Source organism: Geodermatophilus sp. SYSU D00696 (assembly GCF_054050235.1).
This window is the reverse complement of sequence record NZ_JBJGYY010000003.1, coordinates 120,000-141,265: the sequence shown is the minus strand read 5'-3', so window position 1 is coordinate 141,265 and position 21,266 is coordinate 120,000. Positions and strand designations below refer to the sequence as shown.

The 21,266-nt window shown below is 75.9% G+C and carries 22 protein-coding genes; 17 read left to right on the top strand and 5 right to left on the bottom strand.

Annotation, left to right across the window (positions count from 1 at the left end; all coding sequences use genetic code 11):
* The 5 genes from ACI79O_RS03760 (at position 1) to ACI79O_RS03740 (ending at position 4,885) form a co-directional block, all read left to right on the top strand.
* Positions 1 to 969 carry a GDP-mannose 4,6-dehydratase gene (locus tag ACI79O_RS03760; protein ID WP_456887787.1) on the top strand — a complete coding sequence of 323 codons (969 nt, stop codon included), beginning with the start codon at positions 1 to 3 and terminating at the stop codon, positions 967 to 969.
* A 17-nt stretch (positions 970 to 986) separates the two neighbouring features.
* Positions 987 to 1,880 carry a glycosyltransferase family 2 protein gene (locus ACI79O_RS03755; protein WP_456913402.1) on the top strand — a complete coding sequence of 298 codons (894 nt, stop codon included), beginning with the start codon at positions 987 to 989 and terminating at the stop codon, positions 1,878 to 1,880.
* Positions 1,877 to 2,974 carry a mannose-1-phosphate guanylyltransferase gene (locus ACI79O_RS03750; protein ID WP_456913401.1) on the top strand — a complete coding sequence of 366 codons (1,098 nt, stop codon included), beginning with the start codon at positions 1,877 to 1,879 and terminating at the stop codon, positions 2,972 to 2,974. The genes ACI79O_RS03755 and ACI79O_RS03750 overlap by 4 nt, the downstream gene beginning before the upstream one ends.
* Before the next feature lie 99 nt (positions 2,975 to 3,073).
* A complete protein-coding gene (locus tag ACI79O_RS03745; protein ID WP_456887793.1) occupies positions 3,074 to 3,844 on the top strand; it encodes an SDR family NAD(P)-dependent oxidoreductase in 771 nt (256 codons plus the stop codon).
* A 54-nt stretch (positions 3,845 to 3,898) separates the two neighbouring features.
* The gene (locus ACI79O_RS03740) at positions 3,899 to 4,885 is read left to right on the top strand and encodes a DNA-3-methyladenine glycosylase family protein (protein WP_456913400.1); all 987 of its coding nucleotides are present in this window, start codon (positions 3,899 to 3,901) and stop codon (positions 4,883 to 4,885) included.
* Positions 4,886 to 5,000: 115 nt separating this feature from the next.
* Here the strand turns inward: ACI79O_RS03740 and rfbA are convergent, their stop codons facing one another.
* The 3 genes from rfbA to cofD are packed head-to-tail and all read right to left on the bottom strand — an operon-like array spanning position 5,001 to position 7,925.
* Complete coding sequence (gene rfbA, locus ACI79O_RS03735; protein ID WP_456913399.1) at positions 5,001 to 5,873, bottom strand: glucose-1-phosphate thymidylyltransferase RfbA; 873 nt, start codon at positions 5,871 to 5,873, stop codon at positions 5,001 to 5,003.
* 29 nt (positions 5,874 to 5,902) lie between these two features.
* Entirely contained in the window at positions 5,903 to 6,961 is a 1,059-nt protein-coding gene (locus ACI79O_RS03730) for a coenzyme F420-0:L-glutamate ligase (protein ID WP_456887799.1), read from the bottom strand.
* Complete coding sequence (cofD, locus tag ACI79O_RS03725) at positions 6,954 to 7,925, bottom strand: 2-phospho-L-lactate transferase (RefSeq protein ID WP_456887801.1); 972 nt, start codon at positions 7,923 to 7,925, stop codon at positions 6,954 to 6,956. The genes ACI79O_RS03730 and cofD overlap by 8 nt, the downstream gene beginning before the upstream one ends.
* A gap of 315 nt (positions 7,926 to 8,240) precedes the next feature.
* Here cofD and ACI79O_RS03720 point away from each other — a divergent pair, with 315 nt between their 5' ends.
* Together ACI79O_RS03720 and ACI79O_RS03715 are read left to right on the top strand one after the other, a co-directional pair.
* The gene (locus tag ACI79O_RS03720; RefSeq protein ID WP_176449815.1) at positions 8,241 to 8,492 is read left to right on the top strand and encodes a WhiB family transcriptional regulator; all 252 of its coding nucleotides are present in this window, start codon (positions 8,241 to 8,243) and stop codon (positions 8,490 to 8,492) included.
* 151 nt (positions 8,493 to 8,643) lie between these two features.
* Entirely contained in the window at positions 8,644 to 9,591 is a 948-nt protein-coding gene (locus tag ACI79O_RS03715; RefSeq protein ID WP_456887803.1) for a hypothetical protein, read from the top strand.
* Here the strand turns inward: ACI79O_RS03715 and ACI79O_RS03710 are convergent.
* Positions 9,566 to 10,552: a hypothetical protein gene (locus ACI79O_RS03710; protein WP_456913398.1), complete on the bottom strand. Its 987-nt coding sequence runs from the start codon at positions 10,550 to 10,552 to the stop codon at positions 9,566 to 9,568. The genes ACI79O_RS03715 and ACI79O_RS03710 overlap by 26 nt on opposite strands.
* A gap of 73 nt (positions 10,553 to 10,625) precedes the next feature.
* Here ACI79O_RS03710 and ACI79O_RS03705 point away from each other — a divergent pair, with 73 nt between their 5' ends.
* Positions 10,626 to 11,519 carry a hypothetical protein gene (locus tag ACI79O_RS03705; RefSeq protein WP_456875292.1) on the top strand — a complete coding sequence of 298 codons (894 nt, stop codon included), beginning with the start codon at positions 10,626 to 10,628 and terminating at the stop codon, positions 11,517 to 11,519.
* A gap of 68 nt (positions 11,520 to 11,587) precedes the next feature.
* Here the strand turns inward: ACI79O_RS03705 and ACI79O_RS03700 are convergent, their stop codons facing one another.
* Positions 11,588 to 12,067: a metallopeptidase family protein gene (locus ACI79O_RS03700; protein ID WP_456875293.1), complete on the bottom strand. Its 480-nt coding sequence runs from the start codon at positions 12,065 to 12,067 to the stop codon at positions 11,588 to 11,590.
* A 211-nt stretch (positions 12,068 to 12,278) separates the two neighbouring features.
* On the opposite strand from ACI79O_RS03700, the gene ACI79O_RS03695 reads away from it, so the two are divergent.
* The 9 genes from ACI79O_RS03695 (at position 12,279) to mtrA (ending at position 21,259) form a co-directional block, all read left to right on the top strand.
* Complete coding sequence (locus ACI79O_RS03695; RefSeq protein WP_089402638.1) at positions 12,279 to 12,629, top strand: DUF3499 domain-containing protein; 351 nt, start codon at positions 12,279 to 12,281, stop codon at positions 12,627 to 12,629.
* A 91-nt stretch (positions 12,630 to 12,720) separates the two neighbouring features.
* Complete coding sequence (locus ACI79O_RS03690) at positions 12,721 to 14,082, top strand: phosphomannomutase/phosphoglucomutase (RefSeq protein ID WP_456913397.1); 1,362 nt, start codon at positions 12,721 to 12,723, stop codon at positions 14,080 to 14,082.
* Positions 14,079 to 14,288 (top strand): Trm112 family protein, encoded by a 210-nt coding sequence (locus tag ACI79O_RS03685; protein WP_456874385.1) that lies wholly within the window; start codon positions 14,079 to 14,081, stop codon positions 14,286 to 14,288. Before ACI79O_RS03690 ends, ACI79O_RS03685 begins: the two co-directional genes overlap by 4 nt.
* A complete protein-coding gene (locus tag ACI79O_RS03680; protein ID WP_456874386.1) occupies positions 14,285 to 15,427 on the top strand; it encodes an SIS domain-containing protein in 1,143 nt (380 codons plus the stop codon). The genes ACI79O_RS03685 and ACI79O_RS03680 overlap by 4 nt, the downstream gene beginning before the upstream one ends.
* A 137-nt stretch (positions 15,428 to 15,564) precedes the next feature.
* Positions 15,565 to 16,521 (top strand): DUF808 domain-containing protein, encoded by a 957-nt coding sequence (locus ACI79O_RS03675; RefSeq protein WP_456887807.1) that lies wholly within the window; start codon positions 15,565 to 15,567, stop codon positions 16,519 to 16,521.
* A 114-nt stretch (positions 16,522 to 16,635) separates the two neighbouring features.
* Positions 16,636 to 17,811, top strand: coding sequence for a mannose-6-phosphate isomerase, class I (manA, locus tag ACI79O_RS03670; RefSeq protein ID WP_456913396.1), 1,176 nt, complete (start codon positions 16,636 to 16,638; stop codon positions 17,809 to 17,811).
* Between the two features lie 66 nt (positions 17,812 to 17,877).
* Complete coding sequence (locus ACI79O_RS03665; RefSeq protein WP_456887810.1) at positions 17,878 to 18,717, top strand: HNH endonuclease family protein; 840 nt, start codon at positions 17,878 to 17,880, stop codon at positions 18,715 to 18,717.
* 121 nt (positions 18,718 to 18,838) lie between these two features.
* Positions 18,839 to 20,335: an adenosylhomocysteinase gene (ahcY, locus tag ACI79O_RS03660; RefSeq protein WP_456913395.1), complete on the top strand. Its 1,497-nt coding sequence runs from the start codon at positions 18,839 to 18,841 to the stop codon at positions 20,333 to 20,335.
* 216 nt (positions 20,336 to 20,551) lie between these two features.
* Positions 20,552 to 21,259: an MtrAB system response regulator MtrA gene (mtrA, locus tag ACI79O_RS03655; protein WP_456874391.1), complete on the top strand. Its 708-nt coding sequence runs from the start codon at positions 20,552 to 20,554 to the stop codon at positions 21,257 to 21,259.
* Positions 21,260 to 21,266 lie beyond the last annotated feature (7 nt).

Here is a 21,266-nt window from a genome sequence, read left to right as displayed (position 1 = left end):
ATGGCCGTCGCGCTGGTGACCGGGGTCAGTGGTCAGGACGGGGGCTACCTGGCCGAGCAGCTCGTCGCCGCCGGGCACCAGGTGCACGGCACGGTCACGGGTGAGGGCGGAGGACCGCTGCCGCCGCACCTGGCCGCGCTCGGCGACGCCCTGTGCGCGCACCGGGCCGACCTCCGCGACCCGGCGTCGCTGACGGCGCTGGTCGACGAGGTCGCCCCGGACTGGGTGTTCAACCTCGCCGGCGTGTCCAGCGTGGCGGCGAGCTGGTCGGACCCGGTGGGCACCCTCGACGTCAACGGCCGGGCGGTCCTCGCCCTGCTCGAGCACCTCCGCCGCCGGCAGGAGGACGGTCTGCTCGTCCGGCTCGTCCAGGCCTCGAGCGGGGAGGTCTTCGCCGGTGGCGCCGGGACGCCGGTGACCGAGGACTCGCCGGTCCGTCCGGTCAACCCCTACGGCGCGGCCAAGGCCGTGGCGCACCAGGCGGTCGGCATCTACCGCGCCCGAGGTGTGCACGCGAGTTCGCTGGTGCTTTTCAACCACGAGTCCCCGCGGCGTCCCGAGCGCTTCGTCACCCGCAAGATCACCCGCGGGGTCGCCGCCATCGCGGCCGGCCGGGCCGACCGGCTCGTGCTCGGCAACCTCGACGTGTGGCGGGACTGGGGCTGGGCACCGGACTACACGGTCGCCATGCTGCTGGCCGTCCAGGCGGCGGAGGCCGACGACTACGTCGTCGCGACCGGGCGCGCACACAGCCTGCGGGACCTGGTCTCGGCCGCCTTCGCCGAGGTGGGGATCGACGACTGGGCGCCGCTCGTCGAGTCCGATCCCGGCCTGGTCCGGCCCGCGGACGCCGAGGTCCTGGTCGGCGACTCGTCGCGGCTGCGCGAGCGCCTGGACTGGGCGCCCACCGTCGACTTCGAGGAGATGGTGGCGACGATGGTCCGCCACGACGTCGAGGAGCTGTCCTGAACGACGTCCTGCGTGTCGTGGCGGTGACGTACTCGCCCGGTGAGGCGCTGGAGGGGTTCGTCACCTCACTGGCCGGGGCCACCACTCGCCCGGTCGAGGTGGTGCTGGCCGACAACGGCTCCACCGACGGCGTCCCTGAGCGGGTCACGGCGGAGCACCCGCACGTCCGGCTGCTGCGCACCGGGGGCAACGTCGGCTACGGCGCCGCGGTCAACGCGGGCCTGGCCGGGGCGCCCGGTCGGTACGCGCTGGTGGCCAACCCCGACGTCCGCCTCGAGCCCGGCGCCGTCGACGAGCTGCTCGCCGTCGCCGCCCGCTGGCCGCGGGCGGCCACCGTCGGCCCGGCGATCCGCACGCCCGCGGGTGAGCTCTACCCCTCCGCCCGCGACCTGCCCCGGCTGTCGACCGGCGCCGGGCACGCGCTGCTCGGCTGGGTCTGGCCGGGCAACCCGTGGACGGCGCGCTACCGCCGCGAGCGGGAAGCGCCGCGCGAGCGCACCGCCGGGTGGCTGTCGGGCTCGTGCTTCCTCGTGGACCTCGAGGCGTTCCGGGCGGTCGGCGGCTTCGACCCCGGCTACTTCATGTACTTCGAGGACGTCGACCTCGGCGAGCGCCTCGGTCGTGCCGGGTACCTGCACGTGTACGCGCCCAGCGCCGTCGTGGTGCACGAGGGCGGGCACGCCACCCGGCGCGAGCCGCACCGCATGCAGCGGGTCCACCACACCAGCGCGCTGCGCTATCTCGCCGGCCGGTACCCCGGCCGGTGGAATGCGCCGCTCCGGGGTGCGCTCCGGGTCGGACTCGGCGGCCGGATGCTCGTCTCCTACGTCAGTGGCCGGGTGGCCGCGGGCGCGCGTTTCCAGCGCCGGGCCGACGATGTCGGCCGCGGCAGTCGAGAGGCAGGTGCATGAGACACGCGGTGATCATGGCCGGCGGGTCGGGCACACGGCTGTGGCCGCTGTCCCGGTCGGCCCGGCCCAAGCAGCTGCTCGACGTCGTCCAGGACCGCGACGGGGGCGCGCACAGCCTGCTGGCCGAGGCGTTCGCCCGGCTGGAGACCGTGCTGCCGGCCGAGCGGATCTGGGTGTGCACCGCCGCGCGCTACGGCGACGGGGTGCGGGCGGCGCTGCCGCGGCTGCGGCCCGACCGCCTGGTGCTCGAGCCGGTGGCCCGCGACACCGCCAACGCCGTCGGGCTGGCCGCCGCGCTGGTGGCCGAGGCCGACCCCGACGCCGAGCTCGCCGTGGTCAGCGCCGACCACGTCATCCGGCCGGTCGAGCGGTTCGCCGCCGCGCTGGGCACCGCCTACGACGCCCTCGCCGTCCGTCCGCGGGCGCTGGTCACCCTCGGCATCCGGCCCACCGCGCCGGCCACCGGGTTCGGCTACGTGCGCCGCGGCCCCGCCACCGAGGTGCCCGGGGTCGCCGAGGCGGCGGCGTTCAAGGAGAAGCCCGACCGCGCCACCGCGGAGGGCTACCTCGCGTCCGGGGAGTACCTGTGGAACTCGGGCATGTTCGTCTGGCGGGCGCGCACCGTGCTCGACGCGCTCGCCGACCACCTGCCCGCGACGGCGGAGGGCCTGGCGCGGGTGGTGGCCGCCCCGGCCGGGCCGGCCCGCGACGCCGTCCTCGCCGAGGTCTTCCCGACGCTGCCGAAGACGAGCGTCGACTACGCGGTCCTCGAGCCCGCGGCCACCGAGCCGGGCCGGGTGCTGGTCGCCGACCTCGACGTCGAGTGGCTCGACGTCGGCTCCTGGCCGGCACTGGCACAGACGCTGCCGCAGGTGGGGGAGGACGCCGTCGGCGGGCTGGCGGTGACCCTCGACAGCGCCGGCAACATCGTCTTCAGCGACGACCCCGGGCACCTGGTGGCGCTGGTCGGCGTCCGCGACAGCGTCGTCGTGGCCACCGCCGACGTCACGATGGTCTGCCCCGTGGGTGACGCCGAGCGGGTCAAGCAGCTGCTGGCCGCCGTCGAGGAGCGCTTCGGCCCCCGCTACAGCTGATGGAGGACCCCCTGGCCCCACGCCTCGCTCTCGCTCGGAGCGGGACCCCGCAGGAGGGCCGTTCCCCTCCGTCACCGAGGGCGTGGTGGGATGCCGGGCATGCAGAGCTTCGACGTCGCAGCTGTCGTGTCCGGCGGGGCCTCGGGCCTCGGGGAGGCCACCACCCGCGCACTCGCCGCGCGCGGGACCGCGGTCACCATCGTCGACCTCAACGAGGAGCGGGGGAAGGCGCTGGCCGCCGAGCTGGGCGGGCACACGACCTTCGTCCGCACCGACGTCACCGACGAGGGCCAGGTGGCCGCGGCGGTCGAGGACGCCACCGGCAAGGACCGGCCGCTGCGGATCGCGGTGAACTGCGCCGGCATCGGTTGGGCGCAGCGCACCGTGGGCAAGGGCAACGTCGCCCACGACCTCGACCCGTTCCTGCGCACCGTGATGGTGAACCTGGTCGGCACCTTCAACGTGCTGCGGCTGGCTGCCGCGGCGATGGCCGCCACCGAGCCGGAGGAGGACGGCGAGCGCGGCGTCGTGGTCAACACCGCCTCGATCGCGGCCTTCGACGGGCAGATCGGCCAGGTCGCCTACGCCGCGTCCAAGGGCGGGATCGTCGGGATGACCCTGCCCGCGGCCCGCGACCTGTCCAGCGTCGGCGTGCGGGTGTGCACCATCGCGCCCGGCCTGGTCGACACCCCGCTGCTCGGCGGGCTGCCCGAGGAGGCGCGCACGGCGCTGGCCAACGGAATCCCGTTCCCCAAGCGGCTGGGCCGTCCCGACGACTTCGCGCAGCTGGCCCTCGGCATCATCGAGCACGGCTACCTCAACGGCGAGACCATCCGCATGGACGGCGCCCTGCGCATGGCCCCGCGCTGACCGCGACCGCCTGCTGAGGCGCAGGACCGCTCTCCCTCTTCCCCGGAGACCCGCGTGACCACCTCCCTGCCGGCCGCGACCCCGCCGGTACCCGCACCCCGCCCCGAACCGGCGTCTGCCGGCACGGGCGCCGACGCCGACTTCGCCGACTGCTGGCGGCCGGACTGGCCGGTCGACCTCCGGGGGGTGCTGTACCCGCACCAGCGCAGCGCCGGCGACCCGGCGATGCAGTGGGAGGGGGACGCCGTCTGGCGGACGACGACCACCCCGTGCGGCCCGGCGACCGTGCGGATCACCCACCGGGCCGGCGAGGTGCGGGTGCTGGCGTGGGGGCCGGGCGCCGAGTGGGCCGGCACGGCGGTGCCCGGCTGGCTGGGCGCGGACGACGACCCGGCGGGCTTCGACCCCGACTGCCACCCGCTGGTGCGCGAGCTCGCCCGACGCACGCCCGACCTGCGGCTGGGCCGCACCGGCCGCACGTGGGACGCGCTGGTGCCGGCGGTCCTCGAGCAGAAGGTCACCGTGGTCGAGGCGCACCGCGTCTGGCGGGCGCTGCTGCGGCTGGCCGGCGACCCCGCGCCCGGACCGGCCCCCGCGGGCATGCGGGTGCTGCCCTCGCCCCGTCGACTGCGGGAGGTCACCGACTGGGAGTGGCACCGCTGCGGCCTCGACGGCGCCCGCCGGCGCGCGCTCCTGCACGTCGCCTCGGTCGCCCACGCCCTCGAGCCCGGCGAGGACTGCGACTCCCCGGCGCTGCAGCGGCGGCTGCGGACCGTCCCCGGGATCGGCGTGTGGACCGCGGCGGAGGTCGTGCAGCGCACCCACGGCTGCCCCGACACGGTCAGCTACGGCGACTACCACCTCAAGAACCTGGTCGGCTGGTCGCTGGCCCGCCGCAAGACCGACGACGACGGGATGATGGTGCTGCTCGAGCCCTGGCGCGGGCACCGGCAGCGGGTGGTCCGGCTGCTGCGCCTGGGCGGGAGCATGCCGCCCCGGCGCGGCCCGCGGACCGCGCCGACGAACCACCGCCGCATCTGACGCCCGCGCCGTCCTCCCTCGCCGTAGCGCGTCCTCCCTCGCGGTGGGCCGTGAGGGAGGACGCGCCACGATCAGGTCACCTGATCCCGGCGGGGGCGCGGCGGGGCGGGCGAGCTCAGCGGTGGCCGTCCTCCAGCAGGCCGAGCAGGTAGGCGCCGTAGCCGCTCTTCGCCAGCGGCTCCGCGGCCCGGCGCAGGCCGTCGTCGTCGAGCCAGCCCTGCCGCCAGGCGACCTCCTCGATGCAGCCCACCTTGAGGCCCTGCCGCTCCTCGACCACCGACACGAACTCCGTCGCCTGACGCAACGAGGTGAAGGTCCCGGTGTCCAGCCAGGCCGCGCCGCGGTCGAGCACGGTGACGGTGAGCCGGCCCTCGTGCAGGTAGTGCTCGTTGACCGCGGTGATCTCCAGCTCGCCGCGGGCGCTGGGCCGGATCGAGCGGGCCACGTCCACCACCCCGGCCTCGTAGAAGTACAGCCCCGGGACGGCGTAGGAGCTCTTGGGCCGGGCCGGCTTCTCCTCGATGGACAGCACCCGGCCCGCCCGGTCGAACTCCACGACGCCGTAGTCGGCCGGGTTGGCCACGTGGTAGGCGAACACGTGCCCGCCGTCGGGTGCGGGCAGCCGGCCCAGCGCCGTGCCGAGGCCCGCGCCGTAGAAGATGTTGTCGCCGAGCACCAGGGCCACCGGCTGGTCCCCGACGAAGTCGGCACCGATGAGGAAGGCCTGCGCCAGCCCCTCGGGCCGCTCCTGCACGGCGTACTCCAGCCGCATGCCCAGCCGGCTGCCGTCGCCCAGCAGCGCGCGGAACGCGGCCTGGTCGCCCGGGGTGGTGATCACCAGCACCTCGCGGACGCCGGCCATCATCAGCGTGGAGAGCGGGTAGTACACCATCGGCTTGTCGTAGACCGGCATCAGCTGCTTGCTGACCGCCTGCGTGATCGGGAAGAGACGGCTGCCGGTGCCCCCGGCCAGGATGATGCCGCGCATGACGGCGGACGCTACCGACGGCGGCGTGCTCAGACCCGGGGGGAGCCGAGCCACAACCTCCCGACGAGGGAGGAACCGCCCGGCGTGCCCACCGGCTCCCAGCGGGTCGCCCAGCCCTCGGCGTGCAGCTGCACCACCACCGCCCCGAGCAGCGCCCCGAGGTTGACCGCCGCGGTGGTGGTGGCCCGCTCGGGCAGGTGCACGTCGACGACGCCGTCGCCCTCTCCGCCGTGCCGCAGCACCACCGGGAACTCCGGCAGCGCAGCGCTGGCCACCCGGAACGCCGCGGCCACCGCCTCCCGGTCGCCGTCGCGGGGCACCAGGTCGGCCCCGGGCCGCCGGCCGGCCACCAGGTCGCGGCTGCCGTAGGGGAACAGGTCGCCGGGCCCGAGCCGCACCAGCGCCCGCGCGCCGGGGTCCTCGGCGACGGGTGCGAAGGCCAACCCGCGCACGACGGCGACCGGCACGCCGTCGAGCTTGCCCTTGACCAGGTCGGCGGCCGAGGCCAGCTCGTCGACGACGGCGACCTGCGTGGTCTCCAGCCGGTTGCCGTGCGCGTCGACCGCGCCGCGGTGGTCGGTCAGCGGCGCGATGCCGGCGGACCCGACCGCGACGTCGGTCAGCCCCTCCCGCCAGGTCCGGCCGAAGGTGTCGCTGACCACCACCGCCACGTCGACGCCCAGCAGCTCCCGCAGCCGGGCGCGGAGGCGGCGGGCGGAGGCGTCGCCGTCCTCGGGCAGCAGGACGAGGGCGTCGCCGGGCACGTTGGAGGCGTCGATGCCGGCGGCGGCCACCACCCAGCCGTGCCGGGTCTCGACGATCCGCAGCGGCCCGCGGCGGGCGACCACGCGCACCGTCTCGGCGTCGATGGCCCGCTGCCGGACCGCCTCCCGATCGGCGCCCGGCGGCACCGGCACCACCCGGCCCTCCACCTTGGACACGACCTTGGAGGTGACGACGACGACGTCGCCGTCGGCCAGCCAGGGCGCGGCGCCGGCGACCGCCGCGGCCAGGTCGTCGCCGGCGGTGAACTCCGGCAGCCCGCGGACCGGCAGGACCCGCAGGCCGTCCTCGGGCGGCTCAGCCACGGACCGGGACCCCGGCGGCGTCCAGCGCGGCCCGGGCCATCGCGGCGGTGGCCTCCGGCGAGCTCATCAGCAGCGGCACGGCACGCACGTCGACGCCGGGCACCTCGGCGGGATCCCCGGTGTGCACCAGCCAGGCGTCGAGCAGACCGCCGTCGGACCGCGCCCCGTAGTGGCGGCCCACCCCCTCGGCGCTGACCTCGACGCCGAGCACCGGCAGGCAGCGGTCGGCCATCCCGCGGACCACCCCGCCGGCGACGACGGGGGAGACGCCGACGACGCGGCCGGGGGCGGCGCGCAGCGCGTCGCGCAGGCCGGGCACGCCGAGGACCGTGCCGATGGACACGACCGGGTTGGACGGGGCCAGGACGACGGCGTCGGCGCGGGCCAGCGCCTCGACCACGCCCGGCGCCGGGCGGGCCTGTTCGGCGCCGACCTGCACGAAGGCGTGCGGCTGCGGCTCGGCGCGGTGGCGCACCCACCACTCCTGGAAGTGGATCGCGCTGCGGCGCCCGGTGCCGGGGTCGTCGACGACGACGTGGGTCTCCACGCGCTGGTCGCTCATCGGCAGCACCCGGACGCCCGGCCGCCAGCGGTCGGCCAGCGCGGCGGTCACGTCGGAGAGCGGGTAGCCGGCGTCGAGCATGCGGGTGCGGACCAGGTGGGTGGCGAGGTCGCGGTCGCCCAGGCCGAACCAGGTCGGCTCGGCGCCGTAGGCGGCCAGCTCCTCCTTGACCGTCCAGGACTCCCCGGCCCGGCCCCAGCCCCGCTCCGGGTCGATGCCGCCGCCGAGGGTGTAGACGACGGTGTCGAGGTCGGGGCAGATGCGCAGGCCGTGCAGGGTGACGTCGTCGCCGGTGTTGACCACCGCGGTGATCGACTCCGGCGGGGCGACGTCCCGCAGGCCGGTGAGGAAACGGGCTCCTCCGACGCCACCGGCGAGCACGACGATCTCCACGAAAGTCATCGTGCCCCATGGTCAGTTGTCCACTGTTCGACGGGCGTGTCGGGTATGTGCACGAGAAGTGACGAACGATCCGTGACGGGTGTGACGGCTGTGGTCGAGCGCTTACACCGGGCGCAGTTGACGCTCGGGCAACGACACGCGTGTAATTCCGGCGGTGTGAGGGGCGGGGCAGCGCCGGGGACGGACCCGGTGCCCGACGCCCCGGACGACAGCGAGAGGGGACGCATCGTCATGGCAGAGGTCTCGTGGCTGAGTGACTACGTCAGCGGGGCGGACCGGACCGGCCGGGGTGCCGGGTCCGCCGACCAGGGGCTGATGGGGATGCTCGGCATGGGCCTGACCGACGACGTCGCGTCCTGGCAGGAGCGCGCGCTGTGCGCCGAGACCGACCCGGAGGCGTTCTTCCCCGAGAAGGGCGGCTCGACCCGGGAGGCGAAGAAGATCTGCACCGGCTGCGAGGTCAAGGCCGAGTGCCTCGAGTACGCGCTCGCCAACGACGAGCGGTTCGGCATCTGGGGCGGGCTCTCCGAGCGGGAGCGCCGCCGCCTGCGCCGCCGCGCCATCTGAACGCAGGCCCCGGCAGGGGCCGAACGGGACCGTCCGACACACCGCCGTGCGACATCCCCCGTCCACTCCCGCAGCCCCCGACGGCACCGCCGTCGGGGGCTGCGGCGTCCCCGGGCCGGGGGTGCCGGAGGCCGCGTGGTCGGATGGAGGGGTGCGCCCCGGTCCCGGCCCCACGGCGGGACGGGAGACCCGCGTCGTGCTGGGCCGGGCGCGGGTGGCCCGCGAGGTCCGTGCCGCGGTGCCGCTCGCGCGCAGCGTCCGGTCCCCGCTGACCGCGTCGGCGCCCTGGCTGACCACGGTGCTGGCGGTGCAGGCCGCCCACCGGCGGCCGCGGCTGCTGCCCGCCGCGGTGGTGGTCGGGCCCCACCGGTCGGCCCGGCCCGACGCGCTGGCCCTGCTCGCCCTCGCCTCCGCCGGCCCGGTGGTCACCGCCACGCTGCTCGGCGACGGCCTGCCCGTCCCCGGCGGCCGGCCCGCCGCCCGGCTGCCCGCCCGGGACGACGACGCCGCCGCGCTGCTGGCCGCCGGCGTCCTCGGCCTGCTGACCTCGTTCCGCCGGCCCTGGCGGCTGCGACTGGCTGGGCTGCCGCTGGGCGACCCGACCGTGCGCGCGCTGGCCCGGCTGCGGCCCGACGCGGTCGTGGCCACCACCCGCAGCCGGCGGCTGGTCGACGACCTCGACGCCCTCGCCGCCGCCACCGGCGCCCGGGTCGAGCGCAGCCGGGACGCCCGCGCGCTCGACGCCGCCCTGCCGGCGCTGCTCGCCGGCGAGCGCGACCCCCGGGCCCGCGACCTGGTGCGCGCCGCGGCCCGCCTGCACGCCGCCGTCGGCCGCCTCGAGGTCGCCACGGTGACCGACGGCGGCCGGCTGCGCGGGGGCCTGCTCACCCTGCTCGACGGCGACTCCCCCGGGGGCGGCGGCCCGGCCGGCGCGGACCGGCTGCCCTGGTGGGGGCTCGCCGAACCCGGGGGCCTGCGCGAGGAGACCGGCGCCCCGCTGGTCGGCGTCTCGGTGGGCGGCCGCGGCCGCGTGGTGCGCGCGGTGGCCGACCGCGCGCTGCGGCTGCTGCCGGTCAGCCCGCGACGCGGATCCGGCTGAGCAGGGGATCGCGGAGTGACTCCGCCCGCTCGGTGCCGAGGAACAGCGTCCCCTGGGCGCGCGCCTCACCGTCGCGCAGCCGCGCGGCCGGGGCCACCGTGACGCTGAGGTCGTAGACCCGGCCGGTGTAGACCGGGGGTGTCCCGGCCGGCCGCGTGTAGGTGGGGAACCGCCCGGCCAGCCGCAGGGCGTCGCCGTCGCGGGTCACGGCCAGCGCCGGGGTGGGCAGGTCGGCGTACTCGGCGCCGGTGGACGTGCAGCCGGCCGCCTCCGGGTCGCGCGGCGCGGTGGTGCCCAGGCAGTTCCAGGTGGGCAACCGCAGGTGCGCCAGCGCCGTGCCGTCCTCGCCGACGGTCACGCTCACCGCCGGGTAGGTGGCGGTCACCCCGACCGCGCGCCGCTCGAGCACCAGGCCGCCGAGGGCCAGCCGGGCGCTCACCCCGTCGTCGCCGAGGGGGACCGACCGGGCGGCGAGCCACCCGGCGCCCTGCTCCCCGGGCAACGGGTCGGCGGGCACCGGGGGCAGGTCGGGCGGGCGGGTCGTCGGCGTGGCGGGCGGCGGGGACGGGGGAGCGGCCGGCGGGGGAGGAGCAGCCGCGGGCGCCTCGCCGCGGCCGGAGCCCAGGGCGAGCGCGGCCAGGACGGCGACCAGTGCCAGCGCCGCCGCGGTGAGCGCGGCGACCGTGCGGACGGCGGCACCCTCGCCGGCCGGCGCGGCCGAAGGCGGCTCCGGCCGCGCGGGAGCGGGACGGGGCGGCGTCCCCGGCGGCGCCTCGAGGAACCCGGGGAGGTCGTCGTGCGCCCACCGTCGGGTGACGGCCGCCGCCTCGGCGGGAGGTGAGGGGTCCGGCGGGGCGGCGCCCCGCGGCCGGGTGCGGACCAGCAGCACCGCCACGGCGGTGAGGGCCGGCAGCGCCCCGCCGAGCACCACCCAGGCGGCGAGCGGCGCGGGGGAGTCCATCCCCTGCAGCATCGCAGGGCACCGGCCCGGCCATCTGCGTGCGGCACGCCGCGAGCCCTGGCACGATCCCCCGGTGGCCGAGAGCGGGACGACGTCGTCCGGGATCCGCGACCGCGTGACCTCGCTGCTCGCCGAGCTCGGCGTCGCCCAGCCCGTCCTGGCCGTCGCCGACCTCAGCGCCCGCCTCGGCGTGGTGCAGGGCGTGCTGGCCGACCGGGTCCTCGACCTCGCCGTCACCGAGAGCGGCCGACGCCGGCTGCGCGCGGAACTGCGCGGACGGCGCTGGGCCGAGGAGCGGCAGGTCGGCGTCCCCGAGGTGCTCGCCGCCGCCGACGACGGCCGCTGGCTGCTGTCGCGCCGGGTCCACCCCGGCCCCTCCGGCGGGCCGCGGTGGACGGCGGCCGCGGTCGAGACCGCGGTGCGGATCGCGCCGCTGCCGGTACCGCCGGGGCAGCCCTGGTCGCCGCCGTCGGGTCCCGCGCTGCGCCGGGCGCGGGCCTCCGTGGGCGACACCGGCCGGCTGCTGCGTGGCGGGCTGCGCCTGGGCGAACTGCGCGCGGTCCGGGCCGCCGCCGCACAGCTGCCGCTGTCGGAGGTCGGCCACGGCGACTACCGCGCCGCCAACCTCGTCCTCGACGGCGACGCCCCCGAGGGCGAGGAGCGGCTGGTCGTCCTCGAGTGGTCCGGCGTGCGCGCCGCGCCGCGCCACCGCGACCTGCTGACCCTGTGGGCCACCACGCCCGACGCGCAGGACCGGGCACAGGTCGGCGAGGTCGTGCTCTCGCGCACCGCCGGCTGGGAGGAGCCCGACGTCGGCCTGCTCTGGCACGCCGTGGCCTTGGAGCAGCTGGTGGCCCGGCTGACCCGGGCCGACCGCGGCGACGGGCTGGACGTCGCCTTCGCCCGCGCCCGCCTCGACGAGGCGCGCCGCATGGCCGAGGAGCTCGGCAGCCCGGTCGAGAGGTGATGGAACGGCCCCCTCGCGGGGGGCCCGCGGCGAGCGGGGCGAGGCGTGGGGGCGAGGAGGTCCTTCCGTCAGCCTGTGGGGTCGATCTCCTCCGGGTCGCGGCCGAGCAGCACCGCCACCTGGTCGACAACGACGTCGCGGACGAGGTCGGCGAGGTCGTCGCGGTCGTGCGCCCGGATCTCCAGCGGGCGCCGGTAGACGACGATCCGCGCGGGCACGTCGCGGCCGTCCTCGCGGTGGGCGGGCAGCACGCGCGCCAGCGGCACCGTCGCGTCGTCCAGGACGTCGGGGTCGAGGACCACCTCGTCGGGGCTGGTGTGGTCGACCCAGGGCACGTCCTCGACGGCGAACTCGACACCGGCCAGCTCGCGCTCCCAGCGCCGCTCGATGTCCTCGACCGCGTCCAGGACGAGGTCGTCGAACTGCTCGGCGCGGCTGCGCGACAGCGGCACCTCCTCGGGCACCAGGCGTCCCCGCAGGCCCCGGCCGTGCCGGTCGCGACGGGAGCGGGCAGGACCGGAGGAGGGACGCTTCGCGGGTCGGCTCATGGCGGGGCGAGCGTACGGCCGACCGGAGGACGCGGGCAGCGCCCGCGGGCGACGCGGGGTCCGCGGCGACCCGCCGACCCCGCCCGCGAGCCGCCCCCTGCCGGGGCGCACGGGGACGTCGGGTTGGATGGGAGAGGAGGTGCAGCGGGCGGTGCGCCTGCTCGCCGCGACCCCCGCGCGCGGCTACTGTGCCTCGCGTGAGGAACCGGTGGTGAGGCAGTCTCGTCGCTGCTCGCGCAGCGGCTGCGCGCAACCGGCGGCGGCGACGCTGACCTACGTCTACGCGGAGTCGACCGCCGTCGTGGGCCCGTTGGCCACGTTCTCGGAACCGCACAGCTACGACCTCTGCGAGTTCCACGCCGAGCGGCTGACCGTGCCGCGGGGCTGGGAGGTCGTCCGGCACGAGATCGACGTCGAGGACTCCGGCCCGACCGGCGACGACCTGCTCGCGCTGGCCGACGCCGTCCGGGAGGCGGCCCGGCCCGAGCCCCCGCGCGCCCCGGCCGACGACGGCCGCGGCACCCGCCGCGGCCACCTGCGGGTCCTGCCCGACCTGGACTAGCCGGACCTCCGGGGAGCCCGTCCCCGCCCGCGTCGATAAGGTCGGCCGGACCGGGGGACCAGCGCCCGGCCAGTCCAGGCGAGGGTGGGCAGTGGCGGGTCTGTCGTCGATCATCAAGGCGTACGACGTCCGGGGCGTGGTCCCCGACGAGTGGGACGAGGACGTCGCGCGGCGCATCGGCGCCGCGTTCGCGGAGTTCGTGGTGCGCGAGAGCGGCGCGACCACCGTCGTCACCGCCCACGACATGCGCCCCTCGTCGGTGCCGCTGTCCCGGGCCTTCGCCGCCGGTGTCCTCTCCCGCGGCGTCGACGTCGTCGAGGCGGGCCTGGGCTCCACCGACCTGCTGTACTTCGCCGCCGGGTCCCTCGACGTCCCGGGCGCGATGTTCACCGCCAGCCACAACCCCGCGCAGTACAACGGCATCAAGCTCTGCCGGGCCGGGGCCGCCCCGATCGGGCAGGAGTCGGGGCTGGTCACCATCCGCGAGTGGGCCGAGCGCGACGACTACGAGCGCACCCCCGACCGGGCCGGCGAGGTCACCTCCCGCGACGTGCTGCACGAGTACGCCGCGCACCTGCGCTCGCTGGTCGACCTCTCGACCATCCGGCCGCTGCGGGTCGTCGTCGACGCCGGCAACGGCATGGGCGGGCACACCGTCCCGGTGGTCCTCGACGGGCTGCCGCTCGACGTCGTGCCGCTGTACTTCGAGCTCGACGGCACCTTCCCCAACCACGAGGCCAACCCGCTGGACCCCGCCAACCTGGTCGACCTGCAGGAGGCCGTCCGCCGGGAGGGCGCCGACATCGGCCTGGCCTTCGACGGCGACGCCGACCGGGTGTTCGTCGTCGACGAGCGCGGCGAGCCGGTGAGCCCCTCGGCGGTCACCGCGCTGGTCGCCGTCCGGGAGCTGGCCAAGGGCCGCGGCACGACGGTCATCCACAACCTGATCACCTCGCGCGCGGTGCCCGAGATCGTCCGCGAGCACGGCGGGCAGCCGGTGCGCACCCGCGTCGGGCACTCGTTCATCAAGGCCGAGATGGCCCGCACCGACGCCGTGTTCGGGGGCGAGCACTCCGCGCACTACTACTTCCGCGACTTCTGGCGCGCCGACACCGGCATGCTCGCCGCCATGCACGTGCTCGCCGCGCTCGGCGAGCAGAGCCGGCCGCTGTCCGAACTCACCGCCGCCTACAGCCGCTACGCCGCGTCGGGCGAGATCAACTCCACCGTCGGCGACGCCGCCGGGCGCACCGCCGCCGTCCGGGAGGCGTTCGAGGGGGAGGGCGCGACCGTCGACGAGCTCGACGGGCTGACGATCGACCTCCCCGACGGCTCCTGGTTCAACCTGCGGGCGAGCAACACCGAGCCGCTGCTGCGGCTCAACGTCGAGGCGCCCGACAGGGCGCGGATGGAACAGCTGCGGGACCGAGTGCTGGAGATGGTGCGCGCATGACCGCTGGAGGCCCGCTCGGCCTGGACCCGGTGCTGCTGGGGATCCTCGCCTGCCCCGACACCCACCACAGCCCGCTCACCGTCGACGAGGCGGCCGGCGAGCTGGTCTGCGTGACCTGCGAGCGCGCCTACCCGGTGCGCGACGGCATCCCGGTGCTGCTGCTCGACGAGGCACGGCGCCGGGACGGCGGGACGGCGGCGCCGTGACCTCGCCGGAGCTGGCCGAGGAGGTCCTCGACGACCTCGACGTGCTGCGCGCCCGCGACCCGCGCGGCCTGCTGCCCGCCGTCGCCGGCGCCGGCGCGCAGGTCCGTGAGACCTCCCGGCTGGTCGACGAGGCGGAGCTGGAGCGGGTGACCGGCGGCGGGCGCCCGCGCGGGCTGGTCATCGTCGCCCGCCGCGAGGGCGCCGTCGCCGCGTCGGTCCTGCGCGCCCTGCTGGGACCCTCGAGCCCGGTCACCGTCGACGTCGTCCCGGGCCCCGACCTGCCGGTGTGGACCGGGCCCACCGACATCGCCGTCGTCGCCACCCGCACCGGCGCCGGCCGGTACGCGGTGACGCCGGCGTACGAGGCCGCCCGCCGGGGCGTGAGCCTGCTCGGCATCGGCGCCGAGGACGCCCCGCTGCGGGCGGCCTGCTCCACGGCGCGGATGCCCTACGTGCCGCTGCCGCGCTCGCGGGTCCGGCACACCACGCTGTGGTCGCTGCTGACGCCGCTGCTCCGGCTGGCCGGCGAGCTCGGGCTGGTCCGGGACGAGGTGGCCGATCCCCAGGCGATCGCCGCCGCGCTCGACGAGATCGCCGTCGAGTGCGGGCCGGCGCGGGAGTCCTTCGTCAACCCGGCCAAGACCCTCGCCCTCGAGCTGCTCGACGCCTTCCCGGTCATCGCCGCCGAGGGACCGCTGGCCGGCACCGTCGCCGAGCGCTTCGCCGACCAGCTCGCCACGCTCGCGGGCCTGCCCAGCACCGGGTTCCGGCTGCCCGACCAGCGGGTGGCCGCCTGCGCCGTCCTCGGGGGTCCGCTGGCCGCCGGTGACCCCGACGACTTCTTCCGCGACCGCGCCGAGGACACCGGCCGGCGGCTGCGGCTGCTCACCGTCCGCGACACCGACGCCGCGCTCCACGACGGCGCCGGGGAGCGGGAGCCGCGGTCGGCACAGGAGGCGATGGCCGAGGTCCTGCGCACCGCCGCGAGCGGCAACGTCCCGGTCAGCGGCCTGGCCGAGCACGGTGAGCCCGACCGCCACGGCCGGCTGCCCCGCCTGGCGCGGCAGCTCGCGGTCGCCGACTTCAGCGCCGTCTACCTCGCCCTGGCGCTGGACCAGGAGCGGGCCCTGCGCCGGTGAACCGCGCGTTCCCGGTCCCGCGGCGTTCGATCGCGTTCCGGTGGGTACCGGCACCCGGGGGTGCGCCGGCGCTGCGGCCGGACGGACCCCCACGACCGTGACAGCACACGAGTGCTGACCGACTGGAAGGACCTCCCGTGGCCGGTGGACTCGTAGCCCTCTTCGACGACGTGGCGCTGCTCGCCCGCACCGCCGCCGCCTCCATCGACGACGTGGGGGCCGCGGCCGGGCGGGCCAGCGTGAAGGCCGCCGGCGTCGTCGTCGACGACACCGCCGTCACGCCGCAGTACGTGCGCGGGATCGCCGCCGAGCGGGAGGTGCCGATCATCCGGCGCATCGCCCTCGGGTCGCTGCGCAACAAGCTGCTGATCATCCTCCCGGCGATCCTGCTGCTCAGCCAGTTCCTGCCCTGGCTGCTCACCCCGATCCTCATGATCGGCGGTGCCTACCTCTGCTACGAGGGCGCCGAGAAGATCTGGCACCGGCTCAAGGGCGGCCACGACGACCACGGCTCGGCGGAGGAGGCGATGCCCGACGAGGACACCGTCGTCCGCGGCGCCGTGCGCACCGACTTCATCCTGTCGGCGGAGATCATGGTCATCGCGCTCAACGAGGTGGCCGCCGAGGGGTTCTGGTCGCGGGCGGTCATCCTCGCCGTCGTCGGGCTGCTCATCACCGTCGTCGTCTACGGCGTCGTCGCGCTGATCGTGAAGATGGACGACGCCGGGCTGCGGCTGTCGCAGTCGGGGAAGAAGGGCGTGGCCGGGCTCGGCCGCGGCCTGGTCAAGGGGATGCCGAAGCTGCTCAGCGCGCTGACGGTGATCGGGACCGTCGCGATGCTGTGGGTCGGCGGCCACATCCTGCTCGTCGGCAGCGAGGAGCTCGGGCTGCACGCGGTGTACGACGTCGTCCACCACTGGGAGGAGGCGGCGCACGAGGCCACCGGGGCAGTCGGCGGCGTCGTCGGGTGGCTGGTCAACACCGGGGCCAGCGCGGTCATCGGACTCGTCGTCGGTGCGCTGATCGTGCTCGTCCTCAGCCTCACCCTGCACCGGCGCAAGGACCCCGCCGCGAGCGGGACGACGACGCACTGACCCGGGGAGGCCCGCCCCGGCCGCCGGGAACCCGTCCGTCACGTGCGCCCCGGGTGCCTCTCAGGATGACAATCTGCCCGGTCGCCTCCTGCCGCGCCGGTAGCCTCCGGGGCGATGTGGCAGATGACCAACGCCGTCCGGCACTATCCCTGGGGCTCCCGGACCGTCATCCCCGGACTGCTCGGTGAGCCGGTCCCGGCCGACCGGCCCTACGCCGAGTTGTGGATGGGCGGCCATCCGGACGAGCCCAGCGTCCTGTCCACCGGGGCCCCGCTGGACGCGGCGATCGCGGACCGGCCCGGCGAGATGCTCAGCGCGGAGGTGTACGAGCGCTTCGGTGCCCGCCTGCCCTTCTTGATGAAGGTGCTGGCTGCCGACGCCCCCCTGTCACTGCAGGCGCACCCCACCATGGCGCAGGCGCGCGTCGGCTACGCCGCCGAGGAGGCAGCGGGAGTCCCGAAGGACGACCCGACACGGACGTTCAAGGACCCGTGGCACAAGCCGGAGCTGCTGCTCGCGCTGACCACCTTCGAGGCGCTCTGCGGCTTCCGGCCGGTCGAGGAGTCGCTGCACTGCCTGGCCAAGCTGCAGCTGCCCGAGCTCAAGCCGACGATCGCCGCCCTCGCCCGTGGCGGCCTCCAGGCCGCCATCCCGCAGCTGCTGGCGCTGTCGGGGATGCGGCGCTCGCACCTGGTCGAGGTCGTGGCCGAGAAGGCGGGGGAGTACGTCGCCGCCCACGACCCCGAGTTCATCAACACCTACCGCTGGGCCGCGACCCTGGCCGAGACCTACCCGGGCGACCCCGGTGTGGTGATCTCGCTGATGTGCAACCACCTCAAGCTGGCCCCCGGGGAGGCGGTCTTCCTGCCCGCCGGGAACCTCCACGCCTACCTCTCCGGAGCCGGCGTCGAGGTCATGGCCAGCTCCGACAACGTGCTGCGTGGCGGGCTGACCGACAAGCACGTCGACCTGGCCGCGCTCATCGAGGTCCTGGACTTCTCCGACGGCAAGGTCCCGGTCCTGCACCCGGTGCTCGGGCCCGGAGGCCTGCGCTACCCCGTTCCGGTCGACGACTTCGACCTCACCCGCTGCCAGCTCGACGACCTCACCGGGTCGCTGAGCACCCGCGGTCCCCAGGTCCTGCTGTGCACCGAGGGCCGTGCGGTCCTGACCGGGGCCGACGGCGAGGTGGCCCTCGAGCGCGGGCAGTCGGCGTTCGTGCCCGCCGGTGCCCCGGTCACCGCGCGCGGCCCGGCGGTGCTCTACCGGGCGACGACGAACCTGCGCTGAACCGGGAGGAACCCACGGGGGCGTGTCGCCGCCGGGACCGCCGGGGTGGCGGACGTAGCGTCGGTCGTGCTCACCCGGTCCTCCTGGCGGGCGGTCCTGGCGCTCGGCGTCGCAACCGTGCTCGCGTCCGGCTGCGACGCCGTCGAGGCACCCGCGGCGCCCGTCCCGTCCGCCGGCACCGCCCTGGCCGAGCTCGAGCAGATCGAGCTCCGCGGCCGGGCGCCACGCACCGGCTATGACCGCGACGAGTTCGGTGACGCCTGGGCCGACACCGACCGCAACGGCTGCGACACCCGCAACGACGTGCTCGCCCGCGACCTCACCGGCGAGGTGTTCCGACCGGGCAGCGACTGCGTCGTCGTCTCCGGGACACTCCAGGACCCCTACTCCGGCGCCACCATCGAGTTCCGCCGCGGCGAGGGCACCAGCGAGGCGGTGCAGATCGACCACGTCGTCGCGCTGTCGGACGCCTGGCAGAAGGGCGCGCAGCAGTGGGACGACGCCCGCCGCACAGAGTTCGCCAACGACCCGCTCAACCTGCTCGCCGTCGACGGGCCGCTCAACCGGGCCAAGGGTGACTCCGACGCGGCCACGTGGCTGCCGCCGGCCCGCGGCTACCGCTGTGCGTACGTCGCCCGCCAGGTCGCGGTCAAGCGTGCCTACGGGCTGTGGATGACCGCCGCCGAACGCGACGCGGTGGCCACCGTGCTCCGGGGCTGCCCCGACGAGCCGCTGCCCGGCAGCACCCCGCTGCCGGCCCAGCAGACCCCGCCGGCCCCCGACCCCGGGCCGTACCCCGACTGCGCGGCCGTCCGCGCCGCGGGTGCCGCGCCGATCCGCGCGGGCGACCCCGGCTGGAACCCCGACCTGGACGGCGACGGCGACGGCGTCGGCTGCGAGTCCTGAGCCGCTCCAAGGCCGGCGTTATGCTGGTCGACGGCACGAGCCCCGCCGAAGCCTCGGCATGCTCGCTCACCTCAGCGACCCCGAGTCCCCGCCGCGGCGGGGGCGTCGACCCTGGAGCGACATGACCGCCACCACCGGCACCCGCGCCCTGACCACCCCCGACGGCGAGACCGACTTCAAGGTCGCCGACCTCTCCCTGGCCCCCTTCGGCCGCAAGGAGATCCAGCTCGCCGAGCACGAGATGCCCGGTCTCATGGCGCTGCGCGCCGAGTACGGCGACGCGCAGCCGCTGGCCGGCGCCCGGATCGCCGGCTCGCTGCACATGACCGTGCAGACCGCCGTCCTCATCGAGACCCTGGTCGCGCTCGGCGCCGACGTGCGCTGGGTCTCCTGCAACATCTTCTCCACCCAGGACCACGCCGCCGCCGCGATCGTGGTCGGGGAGGGCACCGCCGAGCAGCCCGCGGGCGTGCCCGTGTTCGCCTGGAAGGGCGAGACGCTGGAGGAGTACTGGTGGTGCACCCAGCGCCTGTTCGAGTTCCGGAACGGGGGCGGCGACGTCGTCGGCCCGAACATGCTGCTCGACGACGGCGGCGACGCCACCCTGCTGGTGCACCTGGGCACCCGGTTCGAGACCGACGGCGCCGTCCCGGACACCACCGAGGCCGACTCCGAGGAGTACGGCGTCATCCTCGAGGCGCTGCGCGGCACGCTGGCGCAGGACGGGCAGTACTGGACCCGCATCGGCCAGGGCATCCGCGGCGTCACCGAGGAGACCACCACCGGCGTCATGCGCCTCTACGAGCTGGCCCGCGAGGGCCGGCTGCTGTTCCCGGCGATCAACGTCAACGACTCGGTCACCAAGAGCAAGTTCGACAACCTCTACGGCTGCCGGCACTCCCTCATCGACGGCCTCAACCGGGCCACCGACGTGATGATCGGCGGCAAGGTGGCCGTGGTCTGCGGCTACGGCGACGTCGGCAAGGGCTGCGCGGAGTCCCTGCGCGGCCAGGGCGCCCGCGTGATCGTCACCGAGATCGACCCGATCAACGCCCTGCAGGCGGCGATGCACGGCTTCGAGGTGACCACGCTCGACGAGGTCATCGGCAGGGCCGACATCGTCATCACCGCCACCGGCAACCGCGACATCATCACCGCCGAGCAGCTCGGGCGGACCAAGCACCAGGCGATCATCGGCAACATCGGCCACTTCGACAACGAGATCGACATCGCCGGCCTGGCCCGCACGCCGGGCATCGAGCGGACCACGATCAAGCCGCAGGTCGACGAGTGGCGGTTCCCCGACGGCCACACCGTCATCGTGCTCTCTGAGGGCCGGTTGCTGAACCTGGGCAACGCCACCGGGCACCCCAGCTTCGTCATGAGCGCCTCGTTCTCCAACCAGGTGCTCGCCCAGATCGAGCTGTGGGGCAACCGCGCGGCCTACGAGGGCAGGGAGCCCTCGGTCACCGTGCTGCCCAAGAAGCTCGACGAGCACGTGGCGCGGCTGCACCTCGACGCCCTCGGCGTGAAGCTCACCGAGCTCACCAAGGTGCAGGCCGACTACATCGGCGTCCCGGTCGAGGGGCCCTACAAGAGCGACCACTACCGCTACTGAGCGGACCCTGCGCCCCTGCTCGACGCGGGCCCGTCGGGCGTCCTCCCTCACCGTGGGGCGTCCTCCCGCACGGTGGGACGTGAGGGAGGACGCTCGATGATCAGGTCACCTGATCCCGGCCAGACCCCGGTGACACCCGGGGCGGATGGTGGCGCCGGACCGGTCGTGTCGGTCCGGCGCCACCGTGATCCGGCCGTGACGTCGCAGAATGGTCGCGTGCCTCCGACCGCAGCGAACACCGGGCCCAGTCGCGGCCGCGTCCTGGTCGTCGACGACGACGCCGCTCTCGCCGAGATGCTCGGCATCGTGCTGCGGCGCGAGGGCTACGACCCCGCCTTCGTCTCCGACGGCAACCGTGCGCTGTCGGTGTTCCAGCAGACCCGGCCCGACATCGTCCTGCTCGACCTGATGCTGCCCGGCCGCAACGGCCTGCAGATCGCCCAGGACATCCGGGCCCAGTCCACCGTCCCGATCGTCATGCTCACCGCCAAGGGCGACACCATCGACGTCGTCCAGGGCCTCGAGGCCGGCGCGGACGACTACGTCACCAAGCCGTTCAAGCCGGTGGAGCTCGTCGCCCGCGTGCGCGCCCAGCTGCGCCGCGGCGAGACCGGGCAGGCCGAGACGCTGGCCATCGGGGACGTGCAGATCGACGTCCCCGCGCACCAGGTGACCCGGGACGGCCAGCCGATCGCGCTCACCCCGCTGGAGTTCGACCTGCTGGTGGCCCTGGCCCGCAAGCCGCGCCAGGTGTTCACCCGCGAGCTGCTGCTCGAGCAGGTGTGGGGCTACCGGCACGCCGCCGACACCCGGCTGGTCAACGTCCACGTGCAGCGGCTGCGCGCGAAGATCGAGCGCGACCCCGAGAAGCCCGAGATCGTGCTGACGGTGCGCGGGGTGGGCTACAAGGCCGGCCCGCCGTGATGCGGCC